General features: G+C 63.7%; 21 protein-coding genes. 2 read left to right on the top strand and 19 right to left on the bottom strand.

Annotated elements, in window-relative coordinates; genetic code table 11:
• Positions 1 to 145: 145 nt before the first annotated feature.
• The 7 genes from bamB to ndk form a co-directional block, all read right to left on the bottom strand.
• Positions 146 to 1,288 (bottom strand): outer membrane protein assembly factor BamB, encoded by a 1,143-nt coding sequence (gene bamB, locus LDZ21_RS06080; RefSeq protein ID WP_035968334.1) that lies wholly within the window; start codon positions 1,286 to 1,288, stop codon positions 146 to 148.
• A 145-nt stretch (positions 1,289 to 1,433) separates the two neighbouring features.
• Positions 1,434 to 2,063 (bottom strand): tetratricopeptide repeat protein, encoded by a 630-nt coding sequence (locus LDZ21_RS06075; RefSeq protein ID WP_244794614.1) that lies wholly within the window; start codon positions 2,061 to 2,063, stop codon positions 1,434 to 1,436.
• 111 nt (positions 2,064 to 2,174) lie between these two features.
• Positions 2,175 to 3,521: a histidine--tRNA ligase gene (hisS, locus tag LDZ21_RS06070; RefSeq protein ID WP_244794613.1), complete on the bottom strand. Its 1,347-nt coding sequence runs from the start codon at positions 3,519 to 3,521 to the stop codon at positions 2,175 to 2,177.
• A 6-nt stretch (positions 3,522 to 3,527) separates the two neighbouring features.
• Positions 3,528 to 4,844 (bottom strand): flavodoxin-dependent (E)-4-hydroxy-3-methylbut-2-enyl-diphosphate synthase, encoded by a 1,317-nt coding sequence (gene ispG / locus LDZ21_RS06065; RefSeq protein WP_035968286.1) that lies wholly within the window; start codon positions 4,842 to 4,844, stop codon positions 3,528 to 3,530.
• Positions 4,845 to 4,987: 143 nt separating this feature from the next.
• Entirely contained in the window at positions 4,988 to 6,094 is a 1,107-nt protein-coding gene (locus tag LDZ21_RS06060) for a helix-turn-helix domain-containing protein (protein ID WP_244794612.1), read from the bottom strand.
• Positions 6,095 to 6,322: 228 nt separating this feature from the next.
• Entirely contained in the window at positions 6,323 to 7,465 is a 1,143-nt protein-coding gene (rlmN, locus tag LDZ21_RS06055) for a dual-specificity RNA methyltransferase RlmN (protein ID WP_244794777.1), read from the bottom strand.
• 178 nt (positions 7,466 to 7,643) lie between these two features.
• Entirely contained in the window at positions 7,644 to 8,069 is a 426-nt protein-coding gene (gene ndk / locus LDZ21_RS06050) for a nucleoside-diphosphate kinase (RefSeq protein ID WP_244794611.1), read from the bottom strand.
• A gap of 313 nt (positions 8,070 to 8,382) precedes the next feature.
• Between ndk and LDZ21_RS06045 the strand changes: the two genes are divergently transcribed.
• Entirely contained in the window at positions 8,383 to 9,081 is a 699-nt protein-coding gene (locus tag LDZ21_RS06045) for a Bax inhibitor-1/YccA family protein (protein WP_035968283.1), read from the top strand.
• Between the two features lie 50 nt (positions 9,082 to 9,131).
• On the opposite strand, the gene LDZ21_RS06040 is transcribed toward LDZ21_RS06045, so the two are convergent.
• The 7 genes from LDZ21_RS06040 to surE all read right to left on the bottom strand — a co-directional run bounded on the left by LDZ21_RS06040 (position 9,132) and on the right by surE (position 16,724).
• Entirely contained in the window at positions 9,132 to 10,460 is a 1,329-nt protein-coding gene (locus tag LDZ21_RS06040; protein ID WP_244794283.1) for an IS4 family transposase, read from the bottom strand.
• 137 nt (positions 10,461 to 10,597) lie between these two features.
• Entirely contained in the window at positions 10,598 to 12,013 is a 1,416-nt protein-coding gene (rlmD, locus tag LDZ21_RS06035) for a 23S rRNA (uracil(1939)-C(5))-methyltransferase RlmD (RefSeq protein WP_244794610.1), read from the bottom strand.
• A gap of 59 nt (positions 12,014 to 12,072) precedes the next feature.
• Positions 12,073 to 12,849 carry a 3'-5' exonuclease gene (locus LDZ21_RS06030; protein ID WP_244794609.1) on the bottom strand — a complete coding sequence of 259 codons (777 nt, stop codon included), beginning with the start codon at positions 12,847 to 12,849 and terminating at the stop codon, positions 12,073 to 12,075.
• Between the two features lie 52 nt (positions 12,850 to 12,901).
• Positions 12,902 to 13,996, bottom strand: coding sequence for an RNA polymerase sigma factor RpoS (gene rpoS / locus LDZ21_RS06025; protein ID WP_035968277.1), 1,095 nt, complete (start codon positions 13,994 to 13,996; stop codon positions 12,902 to 12,904).
• A 12-nt stretch (positions 13,997 to 14,008) separates the two neighbouring features.
• A complete protein-coding gene (locus tag LDZ21_RS06020) occupies positions 14,009 to 14,947 on the bottom strand; it encodes a peptidoglycan DD-metalloendopeptidase family protein (RefSeq protein ID WP_244794608.1) in 939 nt (312 codons plus the stop codon).
• 5 nt (positions 14,948 to 14,952) lie between these two features.
• Entirely contained in the window at positions 14,953 to 15,969 is a 1,017-nt protein-coding gene (locus LDZ21_RS06015; RefSeq protein WP_244794607.1) for a protein-L-isoaspartate(D-aspartate) O-methyltransferase, read from the bottom strand.
• Positions 15,966 to 16,724 (bottom strand): 5'/3'-nucleotidase SurE, encoded by a 759-nt coding sequence (gene surE / locus LDZ21_RS06010; RefSeq protein ID WP_244794606.1) that lies wholly within the window; start codon positions 16,722 to 16,724, stop codon positions 15,966 to 15,968. The genes LDZ21_RS06015 and surE overlap by 4 nt, the downstream gene beginning before the upstream one ends.
• A gap of 104 nt (positions 16,725 to 16,828) precedes the next feature.
• On the opposite strand from surE, the gene LDZ21_RS06005 reads away from it, so the two are divergent.
• Positions 16,829 to 17,803 (top strand): NADPH:quinone oxidoreductase family protein, encoded by a 975-nt coding sequence (locus LDZ21_RS06005; protein ID WP_244794605.1) that lies wholly within the window; start codon positions 16,829 to 16,831, stop codon positions 17,801 to 17,803.
• Between the two features lie 49 nt (positions 17,804 to 17,852).
• Here LDZ21_RS06005 and LDZ21_RS06000 read toward each other — a convergent pair whose 3' ends face one another.
• The 5 genes from LDZ21_RS06000 to LDZ21_RS05980 form a co-directional block, all read right to left on the bottom strand.
• Positions 17,853 to 18,803, bottom strand: a complete 951-nt coding sequence (locus tag LDZ21_RS06000) for a glycosyltransferase family 9 protein (RefSeq protein WP_244794604.1) — start codon at positions 18,801 to 18,803, stop codon at positions 17,853 to 17,855.
• 251 nt (positions 18,804 to 19,054) lie between these two features.
• Entirely contained in the window at positions 19,055 to 19,879 is an 825-nt protein-coding gene (locus LDZ21_RS05995; RefSeq protein ID WP_244794603.1) for an ABC transporter permease, read from the bottom strand.
• Positions 19,869 to 20,702 carry an ABC transporter ATP-binding protein gene (locus LDZ21_RS05990; RefSeq protein WP_244794602.1) on the bottom strand — a complete coding sequence of 278 codons (834 nt, stop codon included), beginning with the start codon at positions 20,700 to 20,702 and terminating at the stop codon, positions 19,869 to 19,871. The genes LDZ21_RS05995 and LDZ21_RS05990 overlap by 11 nt, the downstream gene beginning before the upstream one ends.
• 3 nt (positions 20,703 to 20,705) lie before the next feature.
• A complete protein-coding gene (locus LDZ21_RS05985; protein ID WP_244794601.1) occupies positions 20,706 to 21,743 on the bottom strand; it encodes an ABC transporter substrate-binding protein in 1,038 nt (345 codons plus the stop codon).
• Positions 21,744 to 21,814: 71 nt separating this feature from the next.
• Positions 21,815 to 23,020 carry a CaiB/BaiF CoA transferase family protein gene (locus LDZ21_RS05980; RefSeq protein WP_244794600.1) on the bottom strand — a complete coding sequence of 402 codons (1,206 nt, stop codon included), beginning with the start codon at positions 23,018 to 23,020 and terminating at the stop codon, positions 21,815 to 21,817.
• Between the last annotated feature and the right edge of the window lie 11 nt (positions 23,021 to 23,031).

Below are 23,031 nucleotides of genomic sequence, written 5' to 3'. Positions count from 1 at the left end.
CGTGCCCGGCCTGGCGGGCCGTTCTTGTCGAGCGCGAACGGATGTCGCGCTCTCTTTCTGCAACCCTGTTCAGGGCCTCGGCGCTGCGAGCGCCGGTCTTTCCAATCGCGCTTCGTCCCGCGAAGGACGAAGCGCTGCATGACGCTTACTGCGGACGGAAGCCGTACAGGCCGCCATCGTGCGTCTGCACGACGAGCGTATTGCCCGCCAGCACCGGCGGCGCGGTAATTTCGCTGCCATCGGTCGGCGCGCGGCCGACGATCTCACCGTTGTCCACGCTCAGGAAATGCACGAAGCCCTTGTAGTCGCCCACGACGACCGCGCGGCCCAGGATGAACGGCACGCTGACCCGGCGGCTCTTCAGCTTGTCGTTCTTCCAGACGGGCGTGCCGTCCGACGCGCGGAAGGCGTTGACCACCGACCAGTCGTCTCCGGCGGCGACGATCTGCTCGTCTTGCGCGAGACCGCTATCGCTCGAGAAGTTCTTCTCCCAGACCGGACGGCCCGAATTCGCGTCGAAACAGCCGATCTTGCCCTGGAACGTCACCGCGCAGGTCTGCGCGCCAACGAGACCCGGCGCGCCGGTCACGTCGTTGATGCGCTCGACTTCCGTCACGCCCTTCGGATACGACACCGGCGCTTGCCAGTACGCGTCGCCCGTTTGCAGGTTGATCGCGGCGAAGTTGCCGCCCGGGAAGCCCGCGAGCACCGCCTGATTGCCGGCGAAGGTCATCGCGGCGGCCACACGCAGATTCAGCGGCACGGCGCGCAACTGGAAGATCCACTTCTGCTCGCCGGTCTGCGCGCTAAACGCAATAACCTTGCCGTCGATGGTACGCACGACCACGAGATCATTGCCGACGAGCGGCGGCGAAACGATTTCGCCCGGCGCCGTGGCCGTCCACAATTGCTTGCCGTCCGGTCCGAGCGCGTAGACGGAGCCCTTCAGGCCGCCGACCGCCGTCAGGTTGCCGTCGCTGCCGACGCCCGCCGACAGATCGTCCTTGAGCTTGGTGCGCCAGACTTCCTGACCGGTCGTCGCGTCGATCTTCGCGACGGTGCCGTTCTCGCCCGCGGCGAAGACGGCATCGCCCACGGCAACCGGCGCGAACAGGTAACGGCCGGCCTTGCCGACGCTCGCCTTCCACGCCTGATTGACATTCAGCACCGGCTTGATGTCGACGAGCGGTGTCGGCACGCGGCGTTCGTCCTTGGTGGACGCACAGGCGGCCAGCAGGACGGTCATCGCGCAGGCGAAGGGCACGGCGTAGCGTTTCAATTGAATCATCGGTGGACGCAACATGAATGGGTGAATTCGGTTGACCGGCGCAGCCGCGCTTCGCTCGATGGCGACGCGCGGCGCGGCGGCTTGATTGGCGAAATAGCGTTGGCGCTTGAACGAAGCGACGGTCGAAGCCGTCGCTCGAGAGCGATCAGCCGCCAAGCGAATCGAGCTTGAACTCGATCAGTTGCCGGGTGGCCGCGTCGTTCTTCGGCAAGCTGTCGAGCGCCGTCTTGTAGGCGGCGCGCGCGTCTTCGCGCTTGCCTTGCGCTGCGAGCAGATCGCCGCGGCGATCAGCAACGACGCCCTTGAACGCATCGAGCGGAGCGTCGGCGAGCAGCTTAAGGCCGGCGTCGTAGCTCTTTTCGTCGAGCAGGATCAGCGCCATGCGCAGCTTCGCGATCTGCTTGTACTCGTCGTCCTTCGCGTGGTCGATGGCCCACTGCAGTTGCGCCTTCGCGCCGGCGGCATCGCCCGCTGCGTAAAGCGACCTGGCCGCCGAGAGCGCCGACATCTGCGCGTACGCCGTGCCGCCGAACTTGTCTTCCATGTCCGACGCGACGCGCGCGACGAGCTTCTGATCGTTGCCGTTCACGGCCTGCTGAAGCCGGTCGTAGAGCACCGAAGCTTCCGCCGCCTGACGGCGCTGCCAGTAATTCCAGCCGTTGAAACCGGCCGCAACGACGAGCGCCACGAGCACGATCCACGTCGTGGCGTTACCCCATTTGGCCCACCAGGCCTTGACACTTTCCAGTGATTCTTGTTCGTCGTGGTAACTCATCGTCCAGCTATTCCTTCCTGCGTCTCATTGCCCATCGTGGCCTGGCACGATGGCGGGATCGGACCGATCTCCACGATGCGCGCGGCGCTTGATCCGACCGATGCCTGTTCGTCAGGCGTCCTCGTCGGCGGATGCAACCATCGCATTGATTAGGTATTCGGTCAAGTCTTCCGCCGGAACGTTGACTTGCTCGTTCTTTTGCGCATCGGCCGTTTCGTCGCCGGTGCGGCGCAGCGGCTTCACGCCGATCGTTCCTTGCGCGAGTTCGTCCTCGCCGAGCACCACGGCGAACGCCGCGCCGCTCGCATCCGCCTTCTTCATCTGCGACTTGAAGCTCGCCGGCGCGCCGTCCGGGCTGCAGTGCAGAATGACGTCGAGGCCGGTGTCGCGCAGCCGTTCGGCGACGATGAACGCCTGCTCCGCCGCCTTTTCGCCCTGATGCACGACGTACACGTCCGTGCCTTCCGCTTCCGGCACCAGATTTTCTTCCTTGAGCAGCTCGAGGATACGCTCGACGCCCATCGCCCAGCCGCACGCCGCCGTCGGCTTGCCGCCCAGCTGCTCGATGAGCGGATCGTAGCGGCCGCCGCCCGCCACCGTGCCTTGCGCGCCGAGCTTGTCGGTCACCCATTCGAACACGGTGAGGTTGTAGTAATCGAGGCCGCGCACGAGACGCGGATTGACGGTGAACGGAATGTTGTTCGCCTTCAGCAGACGCTGCACGCCGTCGAAGTGCTTGCGCGATTCCTCGCCCAGAAAGTCGACGAGCTTCGGCGCGTTCTGCGCGATTTCCTGCATCGCCGGGTTCTTCGTGTCGAGGACGCGCAGCGGGTTCGTATAGAGACGGCGCTTCGCTTCTTCGTCGAGGGAATCGGCGTGCTGTTCGAGATACGCGATCAGTTCCTTGCGATGCGCCGCGCGCTCTTCCGCCTGGCCGAGCGAATTCAGTTCGAGCCGGATGCCGGTGAGGCCCAGGTCGTCCCACAGGCGCTGGCACATCATGATGATTTCGGCGTCCGTATCCGGACCCGCGAAGCCGAGCGCTTCCACGCCGACCTGATGGAACTGCCGATACCGCCCGCGCTGCGGACGCTCATGCCGGAACATCGGCCCGATGTACCACAGGCGCTTCGGGCCGTCGTACAGAAGATTGTGTTCGATGGTCGCGCGCACGACGGCCGCCGTGTTCTCCGGACGCATCGTGAGGTGCTCGCCGTTGAGCGCGTCGGTGAAGCTGTACATCTCCTTCTCGACGATATCGGTCACTTCGCCGATGCCGCGCGTGAAAAGCTGCGTATGCTCGACGATCGGCGTGCGAATGTTCTGATAGCCGTATGCGCGCAGCAGCGACTTGACGGTGCTTTCGAAGAAGTCCCACAACGCGGCATCCTGCGGGAGGATGTCGTTCATGCCCTTCACGCCGCTCAGCTTCGAGAGCCGTTTCTTCTGTTCAGTCATCTGTCTTTAGAGTGATGCCGCGGACGTCTCGACGCGCTGGCCGTAAGTGCGTTCGACGTAGTCGCTAACGATTTGCTGGAATTCCTCGGCGATGCGCTCGCCGCGCAGCGTCTTGACCTTTGCGCCGTCGATGAACACCGGCGCGGCCGGATTCTCGCCGGAACCCGGCAAGCTGATGCCGATATTCGCGTGCTTCGACTCGCCCGGCCCATTGACGATGCAGCCCATGACCGCCACGTGCATCTTCTCGACGCCCGGGTACTGATCACGCCAGACCGGCATCGAATTGCGCAGATACGTCTGGATCTGCGACGCTAGTTCCTGGAACAGCGTGCTGGTCGTGCGGCCGCAGCCGGGACATGCGATGACCATCGGCGTAAAGGAGCGCAGACCCATGGTCTGCAGGATCTCCTGTCCGACGACGACTTCGCCCGTGCGCGCGCCGCCCGGCTCGGGCGTCAGCGAGATGCGAATCGTGTCGCCAATGCCTTCTTGCAGCAGCACCGAGAGCGCCGCCGTCGAAGCGACGATGCCTTTCGAGCCCATGCCCGCCTCGGTGAGCCCGAGGTGCAGCGCGAAACTGCAACGCTTCGCCAGTTCGCGATACACCGCGATCAGATCCTGCACGCCGCTCACCTTGCACGACAGAATGATCTTGTCGCGGCCGAGACCCAGTTCGACGGCGCGTTCGGCCGAGCCGACCGCCGACTGAATCAGCGCTTCGTACATCACGCTTTGCAATTCCCACGGCTTCGAACGCGCGGCGTTTTCGTCCATCATGCGCGCGAGCAGGTCCTGGTCGAGGCTGCCCCAGTTCACGCCGATCCGCACCGGCTTGTCGTACTTGATGGCGGCTTCGATCATCTGCGCGAACTGCGTATCGCGCTTCGCGCCCTGCCCGACGTTGCCCGGATTGATGCGGTACTTCGACAGCGTCTCGGCGCACGCCGGATGGTCGCGCAGCAACAGATGGCCGTTGTAGTGGAAGTCGCCGACGAGCGGAACCGACACGCCCATGCGGTCGAGCTGTTCGCGGATGTGCGGCACGGCGGCCGCCGCTTCCGGCGTATTCACCGTAATGCGCACGAGTTCAGAGCCGGCCTGCGCGAGTTCCTTGATCTGGATCGCGGTGCCGATGGCGTCGGCCGTGTCGGTGTTGGTCATCGACTGGACACGCACCGGCGCATCGCCGCCGATCGTGACGAGCTGGCCGCCCCAGCGCACGTCGACGGCATGCGACGAACGGCGAGACAACGGACCGCCGAAGACCGGATCGGTCGAACAAATCTTGCTGCTAATCAGGGATTGAGCTTCGGATTGCATCGAAAAACCCTTTGGCAATCGGCGCGCTGCGCATGCAGCGACCGTCGCTTGTTTGAAACCTCGAACGAGCGTCACGGCCGAACCGGGACGCCCTCGTCATGTCCGCGCGCTGAATCACCGACGCTGGCGGCTCCGTCTGCCTCTTACGGCAAGGACAGGCGCGCGACGTTTCCGCGTGCGCCGGAATACTTCTTGGCGTCGACGGGCTGATCGTCGATCGACAGCGACTCGACGCCCTTCGCGTTCCCGACGGTCACCTTGAACGGCGCTTCGCCTTGCACGCGCTGCACGCTGCCCGCACGGACGAGGCCGGAAAACAGTTCCTTGCCGTCCTTGCCGCGCACGTTGAACCAGCTATCTTCCTTCACCTTCAGTTCGATCGCATTCGCGCCCGTGCCTGCGCTTCCGACAACCGGAGCCGAAGCAGCCGATGCCGGGACTGCAGCCGCCGGAGCTGCCTTGACCGTCGATGCAGCCGCCGGCGCGCTCGCGCCTTGCACGGCTGCGATCGTCGACGATGACGCCGGCAGCGCGTTCGTGCCGAGCGGGCGCGGCATCGGCTGTTCGCCGGGCGCCGCCGCCACTTCGGGCAGCGATGCCTCGCCGGTATTCGCCGCTGCGGCTTCGTCGGGCGTTGCCGCCTGCGAAGAGGCAGGCTTGTCGATCGACGTTGCGGCCGAGCCCGCGCTCGACTTCAGCCGCGCAAGCCACGCCGACGAATCGCCGCCGGTATGCCACATCACGAGCGCGGCTAGCACGGCGACGATCGCCGCCACGCCCCACAACCACGAACGCTTGCGCCCGGATGAATTGCCGAGCGGCATCGAGACGCGCCCGCGCGGCAAGCCCGCGCCGGACGACGCCGGCACCTTCAAATTGTGTTCGACCGGCACGCCCTCGCGGCGAAACGCCTGCGTGAACGGCGTCGGGTCAGCGCCCAGCACCTTCGCGTAGCTGCGCACGATCCCCGCCGCAAACGTGCGGTCCGGCAACTGGCTGATGTCGCCCTCTTCGAGCGCGGCCAGCTTCTGCGGCGACACTTTCAGGCGCGCCGATACATCGTCGATCGACCATGCTTTCGCATGCCGAAGCTGCGCGAGACGCGCGCCCACTGCTTCCAGCGAGTCCAGCGGCTCCGCCTGGCGCTCGCCCGATGCCGCCCCGTCGACGCGCGTCCGGCCATCATGCTGAGTGGCAGGCACATCGCCGGTATGACTGCCGAAAGGCGTCGGGTGTTGCGGCTCACTCATCCCAAATTCCTCGCATCGAATCTTTTATAGAGCGCTGCTGCGCCGTGAAGTGCAAAAAGCACTGAACAATACAACTCCGGCGCTGTTGCAGACCGCTTTATAACAAAATGTTCGGCTTTGCGCGCCCTGTGGAGCGCTTGCTTCGTTGTTATCTGTGTTCTTGTGTTGCGGCGGCACGCCAATGTGCCGCAAGGGCGCACCCGGCGTTCTGCCGGGACCGCGCCGCCGTCAGACCGCGCGCACCTCGATCACCTTGCTTCCCGCGCGGCTCGTGCGCTCGGCAAGCCGCGTGCGGTCCTGCACTGCGCCCGCGAGCTGACCGCAGGCCGCGTCGATGTCGTCGCCGCGCGTCTTGCGCACGGTCGTGACGACGCCCGCGTCGATGAGAATCTGCGCGAAGCGCTTGATCTGCTCGTTCTTCGACCGAGTCAGGCCCGACTCGGGGAAAGGATTGAACGGGATCAGGTTGAACTTGCACGGCACATCGCGCGTGACGGCGAGCAGTTCGCGCGCATGCGCTTCGGTGTCGTTGACGCCGTCGAGCATGCAGTATTCGAACGTAATGAAGTCGCGCGGCGCGACCTTCAAATAACGCTGACACGCAGCCATCAACTCGCGCAGCGGATACTTCTTGTTCAGCGGCACCAGCATGTCGCGCAGCGGATCGTTCGGCGCGTGCAGCGATACCGCGAGCGCCACCGGCAAGTCTGCTGCGAGGCGGTCCATCATCGGCACGACGCCGGAGGTGGACAGCGTCACGCGCCGGCGCGACAGGCCGTAGGCGTTGTCGTCGAGCATCAGGCGCATGGCGGGCACGACGGCGTCGTAATTGAGCATAGGTTCGCCCATGCCCATCATCACGACATTCGTCACGACGCGCTCGCCCTTGCCCGGGCCGCCGACCTCGCGGCCAAGCGACTTGCGCAGCGCGAACTCCGCCATGCGCAACTGGCCGATGATTTCCGCCGTCGTGAGATTGCGAGAGAAACCTTGCTTCCCGGTGGAGCAGAACCGGCAGTTGACCGCGCACCCCGCCTGCGACGAGACGCACAGCGTCCCGCGCGTTTCTTCCGGGATGAACACGGTTTCGACCGCGTTGCCGTTGCCGACGTCGATCAGCCACTTGCGTGTGCCGTCGGCGGAAACGTGGTCGCTGATGATGTCGGGCATCGCCAGACTGGCGCGGCCCTTGAGTTTTTCGCGCAGCGATTTCGCGAGATCCGTCATGCCGTCGAAGTCGTCGGCACCAAACTGGTGGATCCAGCGCTGCAATTGCTTGGCGCGAAACGGCTTTTCGCCAAGGGTGCCGCAATACGCGACCAGCCCGGCGGCGTCGAGATCGAGAAGATTGACGGTGGTGCTGCTCGTCATGTCGAGTTCTGCCATTTACAGATTGCGAAGCCCGGACCGGTTCTATCAAACCTGGTCCGGGACCGTTCGCGCCAATTCCTGCTTTTTAACAACCATTTATGCGTTGCGGCGCGATGGCCGCGCCACTGGTCCGGCGCGGCGACCAACGCTTGAATCGGTTTCCCGATCGGCGTTTCGATTAACGCGAGTAGACGTTCACTTCCGGGAAGAAGAACGCCACTTCCTGACGCGCCGTTTCCGGCGCATCCGAGCCGTGCACGGCGTTTGCGTCGATGCTGTCAGCGAAGTCAGCGCGGATCGTGCCCTTCTCCGCCTTCTTCGGGTCCGTCGCGCCCATCAGGTCACGATGCTTGGCGATTGCGTTCTCGCCTTCCAGCACCTGGATCACGACCGGGCCGGAGATCATGAATTCCACGAGGTCCTTGAAGAACGGGCGTGCAGCGTGCACAGCGTAGAACTTCTCAGCGTCCGCGCGGGACAGATGAACCATGCGCGACGCGATGATCTTCAGACCAGCGTTCTCGAAACGGCTGTAGATCTGGCCGATAACGTTCTTTGCCACTGCGTCCGGCTTGATAATCGACAGGGTGCGCTCGATCGCCATGAAAAACTCCAAAAAATGAACTGTTTACGGATTAAAACGAATCGACAATTGTAGCACGAAGCAAGGTATGATTTCGATTGAAACCTTACGGTGCCGTAAGCATCAAAGAGGCAAGGACTGCGCGGTGCGCCGCGCGAAATTGAGGGCAGAACCATTGAATTTGGGGCGCTCCGCAGCCATATTGGATCCAAACGTGGCATTGCAACGCAGCGCCGCGAAATGGCTAAGAATGGCTTAAGTCTGCGACCCTACCATTCACGTGTGACGGATGTTGAAGCAGGACCAACGAAGACAATTGGAGCAAGGAGAAACCATGAACGAATCACCCTACAGCTTTGGCCGCAACGGCAGCGTTACCTCGGTGGAGGTGCGCAACAAGGTCCTGCGCAATACTTACTGGATGCTCGCGCTTTCGATGGTGCCGACGGTCCTCGGGGCCTGGGTCGGCGTGGCGACGGGTTTCTCGCTGTTCGCCGCCACCAGCCCGGCAATGAGCTTCATCGCGTTTCTGGCCATCGCGTTCGGCTTCATGTTCGCGATCGAGAAGACGAAGGACAGCGGCATGGGCGTCGTCGTCCTGCTGGGCTTCACGTTCTTCATGGGCCTGATGCTGTCGCGCCTGCTCAGCTTCATTCTCGGCTTCTCGAATGGGCCGCAGCTCATCATGATGGCGTTCGGCGGCACAGGCGTGATCTTCGCCGCGATGGCGACCATTGCCACGGTCAGCAAGCGGGACTTTTCGGGCCTCGGCAAGTGGCTGTTCATGGGCGTGCTGGTGATTCTGCTGGCTGCGTTCGCGAACATCTTCCTGCAACTGCCGGCGCTGATGATGACGATTTCCGTCCTCGCCATCGTGATCTTCTCGGCGTACATGTTGTTCGACGTGCAGCGCGTGGTGAACGGCGGCGAAACGAACTACATCAGTGCAACGCTCGCGATCTACCTCGATCTGTACAACGTGTTCACTAACCTGCTGGCGCTGCTCGGCATCTTCGGCGGCAACCGCAACTAAGTCGGCGGAGCGCGCAGAAACGAAAAACCGGCCTTCGGGCCTAATGCCGTTCAGTTAAGGTTCTTTCTAAGGTACCGGACGGAGTAACGTGAGGGGCGGGATTTGACGACTCGGTCGCATGTGCGCCCGGGTCGTTTTTCATTTGGAAGGGACTTGAGCCGTTCGCGCAGGCGCCGAAGGCATGCGGGCAACTTTGCATAGGCCGGCGTAAGGGCGGCCCACATGAGTTCGTGCTGGATGGTATGGAGGGCGCGCACGAAGCTGATGTCGGTCGGTGCGAGTTTCGCCTCCCATGCGGCGCTGGCGATCTCACGGCGAATCAGATTGTAGGCGATCAGCGCACCCCATATCTCCTGATACACGCCTTCGACGGTGCGGCTGCGCAAGGTCAACTCAGAACCCAGCATCGATTGCTTGAGCTCGCCGTAACTGGTCTCGATCTGCCAGCGGCGCTCATAGCAGGCAACGATATCGGCGGGTTTGAAACGTCGACGATCGCCGAGCGAAGTCAACAGCACGCGTTCGCGTCCACGCGCATCGATCGTTCGGATCGCGCGCGCATTCCAGAATTCGGGCAAAGCCGGACATTTCTTGCGCGCCTGCGGCGAGACGCGCATGCGCACCGTCGCATCGTCAGCGGTACCCGAGACCACTTCCCAGCAGGTATTCGCTTTGGCTGGAATCAGGAAGTGACGATTGGGGGCGTTCATCGTCAGCCCACATAGGATTTCTGCAGCCAAAAAGCCCTTGTCGAACACCGTCAGCGAGTCTTGCGGAATCTGCGGCAGCAGGCTTTTGGCGTACATCATTTCGTTGGTGTCGTAGCGACCGAAATTGATATCGGCGACCAGATGCGTCGGAATGGCGGTGAGCGTCACGGCGCGCACCTGCGGATAACTGGCCACCTTGCCGCTGGCATAACCTTGCGCGCCAAAGTGCTCACGGTTGGCCGCACTGTCGGGTACGCGCAACGTGGTGCCGTCCATCGCCCAAAGACTTAATCCCTTGAACGCATGGTGAGCCGCGTCCTGAGTCGTCCACGCCCGTGCCGTCTGCTCGAACAGCCACGCCATCGGCGCCTCGCCCACGCGTTGGCGGGCCTGCACCACGGCGCTCTTGCTCACAAACGGCGCGGCCTCGTTGGGCAAGGCCAGATCGAGACTGTCGAGTACTTCGCTGATTGACCAGTGCCGGTACATCGCCAGCGCGATCACCAGCCACACCACCTGCTCAGCCGGCAGACGACGGCGCCGGATGCTCGCTGCGCCCGTTGCCTGGACCGCGCGCGTGACCCACTCGTAGGGCAGATGCTCAGCCAACCGTCGCAGATCGGTCGGCTCTTGAGCTTCGATTACGAAGGTGAGGTGGTTGGCAAGCATCGCCCCGAAAAGTTAACAGCTCGGCGCAACGTTTACAACTACTTCCCGCACCAAAATAAAATGCCGTTCAGTCGCTTAACTGAACGGCATTAGGCCTTCGGGCCGGTTTTTTTACGTCTGCTGAAAGGTGCGAAGCCTCAGTCGCGCTCGAACAGCGCGATGGATTCGACATGCGACGTATGCGGGAACATGTTGACGACGCCCGCGCCCTTCATCCGATACCCCGCTTCGTGCACGAGCAGACCGGCATCGCGCGCGAGCGTCGCCGGATTGCACGACACATAGACGATGCGCTTCGGCAGCGGTCCGTCGCCGCTTTGCGCGATGTCCGCCAGCGCCTTCGATACCGCGAGCGCGCCTTCGCGCGGCGGATCGATCAGGAATTTGTCGAACGCGCCGAGCGCGCGCAAGTCATCGGCGGTGACTTCGAACAGATTTCGGCATGCGAACGACGTATAACCGTCGACGCCGTTGGCCTTCGCGTTGTCGAGCGCACGCGCCGTCAGCGCTTCGCTTCCCTCGATGCCGACGACTTCGCGCGACAGCCGCGCGAGCGGCAGCGTGAAATTGCCGATCCCGCAGAAGAGGTCCAGCACGCGATCCGACGGCTGGGGCGCGAGCAGGCTCAGCGCGCGCGCCACGAGCACGCGGTTGATCTGGTGATTGACCTGCGTGAAATCGGTCGGCTTGAACGGCATGCGGATGTTGAATTCCGGCAGCGTATAAGCCAGCTCGCGGTCGAGCGGGTAAAACGCATAGACGGTGTCCGGACCCTTCGGCTGGAGCCAGAACTGCACACCGTGCTCATCGGCGAATGCGCGGATGAGCGCCTCGTCGGCTTCGTTGAGCGGCTCGAGAATGCGCAGCACGAGCGCGGTCAAGTCGGTCCCGACCGCCAGTTCGATCTGCGGCATGCGATCGCGAATCGACAGCCCTGCCACCAGATGACGCAGCGGCACGAGCATCGCCGAAACGTGCGGCGGCAGCACTTCGCAGCTCGTCATGTCGGCGACGTAGCTGCTCTTGCGCTCGTGGAAACCGACCAGCACGCCGCCCTTCTTTTCGACATGCCGCACCGTCAGGCGTGCGCGATACCGATAGCCCCACGACGGCCCGTGAATCGGCCGAAACATGGTCTCGGCGCGCAGCTTCGCCAGATGCTGAAGATTGTCTTCCAGCACGCGCTGCTTCACGGCGATTTGCGCGCGTACATCGAGATGCTGCATCGAGCAGCCGCCGCAGGTGCCGAAAAACTGGCACTTCGGCTTCGCGCGGATCACGCTTTCGCGCAGCACCTTGACGACTTGTGCCTGCTCGAAACTCGGCTTCTTGCGATAGCTCGAATAGCTCACCCGTTCGCCCGGCAACGCGCCTTCGACGAAGATCACCTTGCCCGGCTCGCCATCCTCGTTGACCGTGCGGCCGACGCCGCGCGCTTCCATATCGAGCGCATCGATTTCGATTTCAGGCGCGACGAACGAGGGATCGGGCGTGACGGACTTGGCCGGCGCGGCGCGGCGGCGATGTGAATTTTTTCGAGCGGCTTCAGACACCTGCGTACTTCCTGACTGACGGGATGGCAAATGCGAGATTGTAGACGAACGTCACGAAGTCATCGTCCGAACGCGGCGAGATACTCGGCCCAGTGGGGCGATGCTTCCTGCGCGAGTGCGTTCTTCACGAAGTTGATTTCGTCGGCGTACTCGTCGGGCGTGAAACCGCCGCGCATCATCTGAAAACGGCAGTACATCAGATACGTGTTGACGACGTCGGTCTCGCAATAGTTGCGGATTTCCTCGAGCTGGCCGTCGCAATACGCTTCCCAGACCTTGCCGCCGTCCATGCCGAGCTTGCCCGGAAAGCCGCACAGTTTGGCGAGCGCATCGAGCGGCGCGTTGGCGCGCGCCTGATACATCGCGAGGACGTCCATCAGATCGATATGCCGCATGTGATAGCGGCTGATGTAGTTGTTGAATTTGAACTCGCGATCGTCCTGTCCGAGATCCCAGTATCGCGGCGCGGCGATGCCATGCACGAGCGCACGGTAATGGAGCACGGGCAGATCGAAGCCGCCGCCGTTCCAGGAAACGAGTTGCGGCGTGTATTTCTCGATCACGCGATAAAACGACTGAATGAGCGCGGCCTCGTTGTCGCCCGGCGCGCCGAGCGAGCGCACGCGAAAGCCGCTGTTGTCCCGGAAAACACAGGAGATGGCGGCGACGCGCTGCAGATGATGCGGCAAAAAATCATTTCCGACGCGTTCACGGCGCGCGGCGAACGCATGGTCCGCGACTTCGCGGTCGGAGAGATCGTCGGGTAAGTCTTCGAGACGGCGAATGCCGTCGACATCGGGAATGGTCTCGATGTCGAATACGAGAATCGGTGTCATTGAATCCTGCGGATGTACGGCGATACGACGCCCTCGCGGGCGTCGATTAGCGTTAAAGCACGGCGTCCTTGCGAACGCCGTTGGATGCGAAAAAGCGCTTGAGCCTCACGAGCGCCTCTTGCTGAATCTGGCGCACACGCTCGCGCGTGAGGCCCATTTCGTCGGCCAGTTCTTCGAGCGTCGCCGGCTCGATGTGATTGAGTCCGAAACGTCTCTCGATCACATGCCGGTGTTTGTCCGACAGCCGCGACAGCCACAGCCGCGTAAGCGATTCCAGCTCGCGATGCTGCACTTCGGCGTCGGGCGACTGGCTCTGGTCGTCGGACAAGAGGTCGAGCAGGCTGCTGCCCGGATCGAGGTCGAGCGGCGCGTCGAGCGATGCGGTGTGTTCGTTCAGCGCGAGAATGTCGGTCACTTCCTCCGGCGTCTTGCCCGTGAGATATGCGATATCGTCGATGCTCGCATCGCGGCGCTCGGGCGCGACGGCATCGTTCGAGTTGGCGGAATTTTTTTCCAGATGGCGCTTCGCGCGCAGCACCTGATTGAGTTCGCGGATCACATGCACCGGCAGCCGCACCGTGCGCGCCTGATTCATGATCGCCCGTTCGATGCTCTGGCGAATCCACCACGTCGCATAGGTCGAAAAACGAAAACCGCGCGTTGGATCGAATTTCTCGATCGCATGCATGAGGCCAAGATTGCCCTCTTCGATCAAGTCGAGCAAAGGCACGCCGCGATTCAAATAACCCTTCGCGATGCTGACGACCAGCCGCAGATTGCGCTCGATCATCACCTGCCGCGCCTCGAATTCGCCCGCCTTCGCGAGACGCGAATAGCGCTGCTCTTCCTCGACGGTAAGCAGCGGCTTCACGCTGATGCGGTTCAAATAATGCTGGATGGTGTCGGCCGTGAGTTCGGCCTGGAGCAGCGAGCGGAAGTCGTCGGCATCGGGCGCGGAATCGTTTGCGCGCTCGGCGCCTTCTTCGCTCTTTTCCCGGCTTCCGCCTTCTTCCTCAGAGTCGACTTCGACGTCGATATTCTCGGCGTCGTCATCGTGAGTCGAAGCACCCTCCTCCACCGACACTTGCAAAGGTCGGCTGATCGTCTCAGTCTCGGCTTGCGGCAGGCGGCGCTTCGTTTTCGGCATGATGGTTCCGCTTTATTGCGGCGGCAAATACTTCAGTGGGTCAACAGGTTTACCCTGCCGGCGAACTTCGAAATGCAACATCACACGGTCCGAATCGCTGTTGCCCATCTCAGCGATCTTTTGCCCTTTAGTCACCGCGTCACCTTCTTTTACCATCAAAGCGCGGTTATGTGCATATGCCGTGAGAAAAGTAGCGTCGTGCTTGATGATAATGAGATTGCCATAGCCGCGCAGCCCATTTCCGGAATAAACCACCCGTCCATCTGCTGAAGCGTTGACCGCATCTCCAGCCGCGCCGCCGATATTCAAACCCTTGTTCTTCGCATCGTCGAACGTACCGATAATCGGACCGCGCGCCGGCCAGCTGAACGCCGGCTGAGTCGCCGCAGCCGCGCTGTTATCCAGGCCCGGCGCGCCCGGCACACTGGCCGCATCCGCAGGCGCTGCGCCCATGCCCGAACTCGGACCGTAGTACGGCGGCTGACCCGTTGCGCCCGCTGCAACGCCGGGCTGCTGTCCGCCGCCAAGCGGTTGTGCCTGCACCGCGCCGCCCGCGATAGGCGCCGTCGAAACACCCGGCGTCGCCGCGGCGAGATTCGCGCCCGGCGGCGCGACGCGCACCAGTTGACCGACTTCGATCTGATTCGGGTTCGTCAGGTTATTCCACGCGGCGATGTCGTGATAATTCTGACCGTTTTCCAGTGCGATCCGATATAGGGTGTCGCCCGGCTTCACACGGTAATAGCCCGGTGGCGGCGGAGCGTTGGCGGCGGCGGCTGCCTGAGCCGCGTCGGTGGCAATCGGTGCGCCCGTCCTGTCGACCACCGGCGCCATGTCCATGCGCGTCGAACAGGCCGCCAGCACGGATAGCGCCAGTACGCAAACGCCGCGCTGCGCCGCCGTCAGACGAACGTCCGCACTTCCTTCTCGCAAAGCACGCAAGATACTCATCGGTGTCAAATCACTCCGGATTTTAAAGGTACAAAGAAAACGCGATCAAGCTGGGACTCGCGCCACTGCGTCGCTGAAATGCGCGTGACGAGCGTCAGCACTTGCGACTGCGCAGCCTGCGATCCGACCGGCGCAACGAGCTTGCCGCCCACTGCCAGTTGATCGAGCAAAGCCTGCGGCACGTCGAGCCCCGCGCATGCGATGACGATCGCATCGAACGGTGCAGCCGCCGGCAGTCCGAGGCGGCCGTCGCCATAGTGAAGCCGGATGTTCGGCACACGCAGCGGCCTGAGATTGAGCTTCGCGCGCTCGGACAGCGGGCGCACGCGCTCGATGGAATACACCTCTTTTGCGACTTGCGACAGCACTGCCGCCTGATAGCCGCAACCGGTGCCGATCTCCAGCACCTTGTCGAGGGTGCGCCCGGTCGCGACGAGTTCGATCATGCGCGCAACGACGGACGGCTTCGAGATGGTCTGGTGATGACCGATCGGCAGCGCCGCGTCTTCGTAGGCCTGCGCGGCGAGCCCGGGATCGACGAACATGTGACGCGGCACGACCGACATTGCGTTCAGCACGCGCGGGTCCGCGATGCCGTTCGTGCGCAGCCGTTCGACCATGCGCTCGCGCACCCGTTCCGAGGTCAGCGTCTGCGTGCTGGCCAGCGCGACATTGGGCGCGCCCTTCTTCGATGTGGCGTTTGCGGCGCCGTTCAGCGCGTCGCGTTCGATGCCGCGCTGCGCGGTGCGCAACGCGCTCGTACGCGGATGCGGCGCTTGTGCCGGGCTTCGCGTCGCGCCGGGAACCGGTTTCGCCGTAACGGGTGTCTGTTTCGCAGAGAAAATGGATGCAGCGGCCCCGCTGTTCGTCGCGCTCGCCGGAGACCGCAACGCGCCAGGCTTGCCCGGCGATGCGGCGGCCGGCTTCGCACGCGATGCATCGGCCCGGCCGGCGGGCTTGCGCGGCTCGCGTACCAGGTCCGCGAGCGCCAGCGGGAAGCGCTTGGCGCGCTCGTCGGTCATGTGCGGCGGCTCCCGGCGCGCGCCCATTCGCGCGTCTCGGCCATGAGCTTCGTGTGCGTCAGGTCGAGTTGGAGCGGCGTGATGGAGACATAGCCGTTCGCCACGGCATGGAAATCAGTGCCTTCGCTGGCATCGAGCGCATCGCCCGACGGGCCGATCCAGAAGATAGGATTACCGCGCGGATCGGCCTGGCGGATGACAGGCTGCGAAGGATGGCGCTTGCCGAGACGCGTCACGCGCCATTCGCCGAGCTGGTCGTACGGCAAGCTGGGGATGTTCACGTTCAGCAACGGATGGCCGGGCATCGGATGATCGAGAAAGTGCGCGACGATTTCCGCCGCCACGCGCGCCGCGTCTTCGAGATGCAGCCAGTCCCGTCCGACGAGCGAGAACGCGATGGACGGAATGCCGAACATGAAGCCTTCGGTGGCCGCCGCGACGGTGCCGGAATACAGCGTGTCCTCGCCGACGTTCTGCCCGTTGTTGATACCCGACACGACGAGGTTCGGCTGCTCGTCGAGCATGCCGGTCAGCGCGATGTGCACCGAGTCGGTAGGCGTGCCGTTCACGAAATTGAAACCGTTCGCCGCACGATGAATGCTCAGAGGCCGGGACAGCGTGAGCGAGTTCGATGAGCCGCTGCAGTTCTGCTCCGGCGCCATCACGGTCACTTCGCCGAGTGGCTGCAAGGCGTCGTGCAGCACGTTGATGCCGCGAGCCAGGTAACCGTCGTCGTTGCTGAGTAGGATTCGCATCCGACGATTGTAACCGAGGAAACATGACGCGCGAACGAGTCGCCGGGGCTCGTACGGCGTGTGCGCCGTGTCATAAACTGAGCGCCTACCGACAAGGAGACAACATGCGCGCCGTTCGCTGCAACCTGCACGGATTACCCGAGACGCTCGTCATCGAGACGCTGCCCGACCTGCATCCAGAAGCGGGCGAAGTCGTCATCGACGTGAAGGCGGCGAGCGTCAATTTCCCCGACGTACTGATCATCCAGAACAAGTACCAGTTCAAGCCGCCGCTGCCCTTCACGCCGGGCGCGGAGTTCGCCGGCGTCGTGCGCGAAGTCGGCGCGGGCGTCACGCGCTTTCGGCCCGGCATGCGCGTGACGGCCTACACGGCGCAAGGCGCGTTCGCCGAACAGGCCCGGGCGAGCGAGACCGCGTGCATCGCGCTGCCCGATGACGTCGATTTCGCCGATGCCGCCGCCTTCATGATCGCCTATGGCACGTCGTATCACGCGCTCGTCGATCGCGGCGCGCTGAAGGCCGGCGACGCGCTGCTCGTGCTCGGCGCGGCGGGCGGCGTCGGGCTGGCGGCGATGCAGATCGGCAAGATCGTCGGGGCGCGCGTGATAGCGGCGGCGTCGAGCGCGGAGAAGCTCGCGTTCTGTCGCGAGCATGGCGCTGACGATGTGATCGACTATGCGAACGAAGACTTGCGCGAACGCGTCAAGGCGCTGACCGGCGGTAATGGGCCGGATGTCATATTTGATCCGGTAGGCGGCGCGTATGCGGAACCGGCGTTTCGCAGCATCGGCTGGCGCGGGCGGTATCTCGTGGTCGGCTTTGCCAATGGCGAGATACCGAGGCTGCCGCTCAACCTCGCTCTGCTGAAAGGCGCGAGCATCGTCGGCGTGTTCTGGGGCGATCACATGCGCCGCGAACCTGCGCTTGCGGAAAGCGAATACGCGACGATGGTCGACTGGATCAGAACCGGCAAGCTGCGTCCCGCCGTGACGAAACGCTATACGCTCGATGAAACGGCGAAAGCGCTCGACGACATGATGAACCGGCGGGTAACGGGGAAAGTGGTCGTGCAGATGTGAGGCGGCCGTCGCGACATTGCATCGGCAAAGGGCGCGGCGAAGCTACGGGTTAGGCATCCGGCAGTACTGTCGCCTGCGCTGCGTCCCGCTCACGCCGCGCGCCCGGCCGGACTGGTTGCGTGTCGCGCCCGCTTGCGCCCTTCAGCGCATTGAAGGCGGCCATCACGCGGCGCACGCTGAGCAGACGCTTCCAGAACCGCTCCCTCAATGCAGCCGATGGCACCAGCGCAGGCGGCAGCACCACGGCCCCCGGCCCCCAGCCCGGCCGCCACGACCGGGCGAGCCCGCGTCGCATGAAGAGCGTCAGCGTCGGCACGCCGAGCGACGAAGCAAGATGACCGAGCCCGGAATCGTTGCCGATGAACCACCTCGATTCGGCGATCCACGTCGCGACATCGCCGAGACGCGGCAGCGCGTTGACCTCGTGCCCTGCGCGCGCGACGTCGTCCCAGCCGGACATCTCCGCCGGCGAAACAAGAAAGCTCGGCACGAGCTGACGCCGCGAGAGCGCGCGAGACAGCGCGAGAAACTTGTCGCGGTCCCACATCTTCTCGGGATGGCTGCCGGTCGGATGGATGACCACGCGATTGCCGAAGCGCCCGCGCATCACGCCAGCGGGCACGACGAGGCCATTGGAGCGAGTCACTTCGCGCAGATGCAGCACGTTCGTCGCGATATTGACGATGCGCTCCACCATATGCTTGCTGCCGCTGTATTCGGGGAATTCATCGAGGCGAAGCGTTTGCCCCGAGCGGCTCAGCGCGGCGGCGTAGTCGGTCTTCCAGAGTTCGATGACCGTATCGAAGGCGCCCCGGCATGCGCCCGGCTCTCGAACGTCCACGCCTGGCAGCCAGTCCGCGAGTTGCTCCGCGACCCAGCCAAACACGACTGGCCGATAGCCGTTGCGGATGAGATTGTTGACGAGCACGAGCCCGATCAGGCTGTCTCCGATCGGCGGCGGCAATGCCACCGCAACCGCATTGCTGGTGTCCAATCTCATTCGTTGTCTTGCGCAAATCGCTTGAATCGCATCATGAAGGCGCCGCGCCGCCGATGGGGAACCGCACCGAACCCGGGAGCCCGCCGAACCGTGCACCACGATGCCCCGAGCACGGAAAGTCGGGCCGAATCTTACAGCAATGCGCCATCGAGCGTGGCCCAGGGTTCGATTCGGTTTTCGAAAGGATAACCGACTTGTGCGGATCGAGCTGACACCGGCGTGTCACTTAACGTCACGCGCGCATAAAGCACTCACAGCTTTTCGGTCTCGCCGCTCTTCGGTTGCCACTTCATCAGCCGGCGCTCGACGAGCGCGACGATTCCATCGAGCACGAGTGCGAACGCGGTCAGCACCAGAATGCCGGCGAAGACCGTGTTGATATCGAACGTGCCTTCGGCCTGCAAGATGAGATAACCGACGCCCCGCGCCGAGCCGAGATATTCGCCGACCACCGAGCCGACGAACGCAAGCCCGACCGATGTATGCAAGCTCGAAAACACCCAGCTCGTCGCGCTCGGCAAATACACGTGCCGCAGGAGTTGCTTGCGGTTCGCGCCGAGCATTCGCGCGTTTGCAAGCACGACCGGGCTGACTTCCTTCACGCCCTGATAGACGTTGAAGAACACGATGAAAAACACCAGCGTCACGCCGAGCGCCACCTTCGACCAGATGCCGAGGCCGAACCACACTGCGAAGATCGGCGCGAGAATCACGCGGGGCATCGAGTTGGCGGCCTTGATGTACGGATCGAGAAGCGCGCTCATCGTCGGGGCGAGCGCGAGCCACAGACCGACCCCAAGACCGAACACCGTCCCGATGACGAACGCCAGCACCGTCTCGATCAGCGTCACCCACAGGTGCAGATAAATCTCGCCGCCGCTGAACCATTCCCAGATGCGCACGAGCACCTTCTGCGGCTCGCCGAAGAAGAAGGCGGCCTTGTTCGCGTCGTCGAAATAGAAAGGCGGCAGAAGCGTCGGGCTGGTCAGCGCGTACCACAGCACGAAGCACGCAACGAGCAGCAGGACCTGCCACAGGACCAGATTTTTTCGATTCGGGCGCAGCCTATTCCACATGATCGTTCCGTTTCAACTGCTGCTGATAACCCTTGAGCACTTCCTCACGCAGCACGCCCCAGATCTGCGCGTGCAACTCCACGAAACGGGGATGCGAGCGAATCTCGGCGACATCGCGCGGACGCGGCAAGTCGATGGCGAACTCGCCGATCGGATGCGTCCCCGGCCCCGCCGACAGCACGACCACGCGATCGGACATCGAAATGGCTTCGTCGAGATCGTGCGTGATGAAGAGCACCGCCTTGCGTTTCGCGGCCCACAGATCGAGCAGCTCGTTCTCCATCAACTGCCGCGTCTGGATGTCGAGCGCGGAGAACGGCTCGTCCATGAGGATGATGTCGGGATCGAGAATGAGCGTCTGCGCCATCGCGACGCGCTTTCTCATGCCGCCCGACAATTGATGCGGATAGCGGTCGCCGAAACCGCCGAGGCCCACGCGCTTGAGCCATGCCTCGCCGCGCGCCGCGGCTTCGTCGTTCGTCACGCCCCGGAACGCGAGGCCGGCGGTGAGGTTCTCGAGCGCGGAACGCCAGGGCATCAGCGCATCGGCCTGGAACATGTAGCCGGCGCGCCGGTTGATGCCATTCAGCTTTTCGCCGAAGACACGCACGGTGCCGGACGACGGCTGCAACAGTCCCGCCGATACATTGAGCAACGTCGACTTGCCGCATCCCGTGGGACCGACGACGGAGACGAACTCGCCCGGCGCAATCGTGAGGTCGGTGTTTCGAACGGCCGTATAACGGTCGCTGCGGCTATCGCGTGAAGCGAACGTGCACGTGACGTCTTCCAGCGCAAGCGCAGGTGTCGAAGTGGTATTCATCGCTCACGCCTTGACGGTCGCGAGCGCCTTCTTCACGAAGTCGTTGGTCCACGTCTTCGACACGTCGATCGGCTTGCCCTTCACCGTTTCGTCGAACGCCTGCAGCGTCTTCAGCGCCGTCGCCGGGCCGTCTTCCGGCATCAGGCCGTCCGGCGACATGGCTTCCTTCACGTGCTGCCACGAGTCGAGATACAGCGCGCGATCGCCGAGCAAATAGCCTTCCGGCACGGTCGCGATCAATTCCTTGCCCGATGCCGCCTGCAGCCACTTGAGCGCGCGGACCATCGCGTTGGTCAGCGCCTGCGTCGTGTTCGGGTTCTTGTTGATGAAGCTCTGCGACGTGTACAGGCAGCCCGCAGGCATGTTGCCGCCGAAGACCGCCTTCGTATCGGCAAGCGTGCGCGTATCGGAGACGATGCGGATATCGCCTGCGCGATCCAGCTTGGTCATCACGGGATCGAGATTGGCGATGGCGTCGATCTGACCGGACTGCAGCGCGGCAATCGCGCCCGCCCCGGCGCCCACGCCGATGAACGATACATCGCTCGCTTTCAGCCCTGCCTTGGCGAGCACGAAGCTCGCCATAATCGACGTCGACGAGCCCGGCGCGGTCACGCCGATCTTCTTGCCCTTGAGATCGGCCACCGACTTGTAGTTCGGCATCGCCTTCTTCGATACGGCGAGCACGATCTGCGGCGCGCGCCCCTGAAGCACGAACTCGCGGAAATACTGGTTCTTCGCCTGCAGCAGCAGCGTGTGTTCGAACGCGCCGGATACGACATCGGCACTGCCGCCGACCGCTGCCTGCAACGCCTTCGCGCCGCCCGCGAAATCCGAAATCTCGACGTCGAGCCCTTCATCCTTGAAGTAGTTGCGGCGCTCGGCGATCGTGAGCGGCAGATAGTAGAAGAGGTTCTTGCCGCCGACCGCGATCGACACCTTCGTCTGCTCCAGCTTGCCCTGCCCGAAGGCGAGCGGCATGCCCGACAGTGCACCACCCGCGAGCACGGCGCCGCTCGCGATGAACGTTCTGCGTTTCATCGTTGTTTGTCTCCTGTCCCATGCAAGCTTGCTTGCTGCATGTGTTTTGTTGTTGTCGCGGTGAAGCTGACCTAGATGACCTTGGCCGCTCGCAGCCGCGCGATGTCGTCAGGATGATACCCGAGCGTTTGAAGCACTTCATCGGTGTGTTCACCGAGTTGCGGTCCGAGCCAGCGTGTCTCGCCGGGCGTTTCCGATAGCTTCGGCGTGACGTTGGGCAGCGTAATCTCGCGGCCGTCCTGCCAGGGGAAGCGCTGAAGCATCTGACGCGCGATGAATTGCGGATCGGCGAACATGTCCGCCACGCTGTAGATGCGCCCGGCCGGCACCTCGGCGGCGTTGAGCACGGCGAGCGCCTCGTCGATGCTGCGCGTCGCGAGCCAGGCGGCGATCGCGTCGTCGATTTCCTGCGTGCGCGGCACGCGGCCATCGTTGGAAGCGAGCGCGGGATCGTCGGCGAGATCGGCGCGGTCGATCGCCATCATGAGCCGCTTGAAAATAGGATCGCTGTTGCCGCCGATCACGATGCTTCCATCGCGGCAAGGATACGTATTCGACGGCACGATGCCCGGCAGCGACGCGCCCGTGCGTTCGCGCACGAGGCCATACACGCCGTACTCCGGCACGACGCTCTCCATCATGTTGAAGACGGCTTCGTAGAGCGCGACGTCCACCACTTGCCCCTTGCCGCCATTGACTTGCCGATGATGCAGCGCCATCAGCGCGCCGATCACGCCATGCAGCGCCGCGATCGAATCGCCGATCGAGATGCCGATGCGCGGCGGCGGCAAGTCCGGATAGCCGGTGATATGACGCAGGCCGCCCATCGATTCGGCGATCGCGCCGAAGCCCGGCCGGTCGCGATACGGCCCGGTCTGCCCGTAGCCTGACAGCCGCACCATCACGAGGCCGGGGTTGTCGGCGGACAGCGTTTCGTAGCCGAGACCGAGCTTTTCGAGCAAGCCAGGGCGAAAATTTTCCACGACGACATCGGCTTCCTTCGCGAGCCGCCGCACGATTTCCTTGCCCTCTTCCGCCTTGAGGTTGACCGTCACCGATTTCTTGTTGCGCGCCTGCACGGCCCACCACAGCGACGTGCCGCCCACTTCCGGATACAGCTTGCGCCACTTGCGCAGCGGATCGCCGCCGTTCGGATCTTCGATCTTGATGACATCCGCGCCGAACTCGCCCATGAAACGCGCGGCGAACGGCCCGGCGATGAGCGTGCCGAGTTCGAGCACTTTGACGCCGGCGAGCGGCCCGGTCGTTGCGGTCATTCGCGTCTCCT

Source organism: Caballeronia grimmiae (assembly GCF_022879615.1).
Classification (GTDB): Bacteria; Pseudomonadota; Gammaproteobacteria; order Burkholderiales; family Burkholderiaceae; genus Caballeronia; species Caballeronia grimmiae.
The sequence above is the reverse complement of the archived record's forward strand: the minus strand, read 5'-3'. Positions and strand labels throughout refer to the sequence as shown.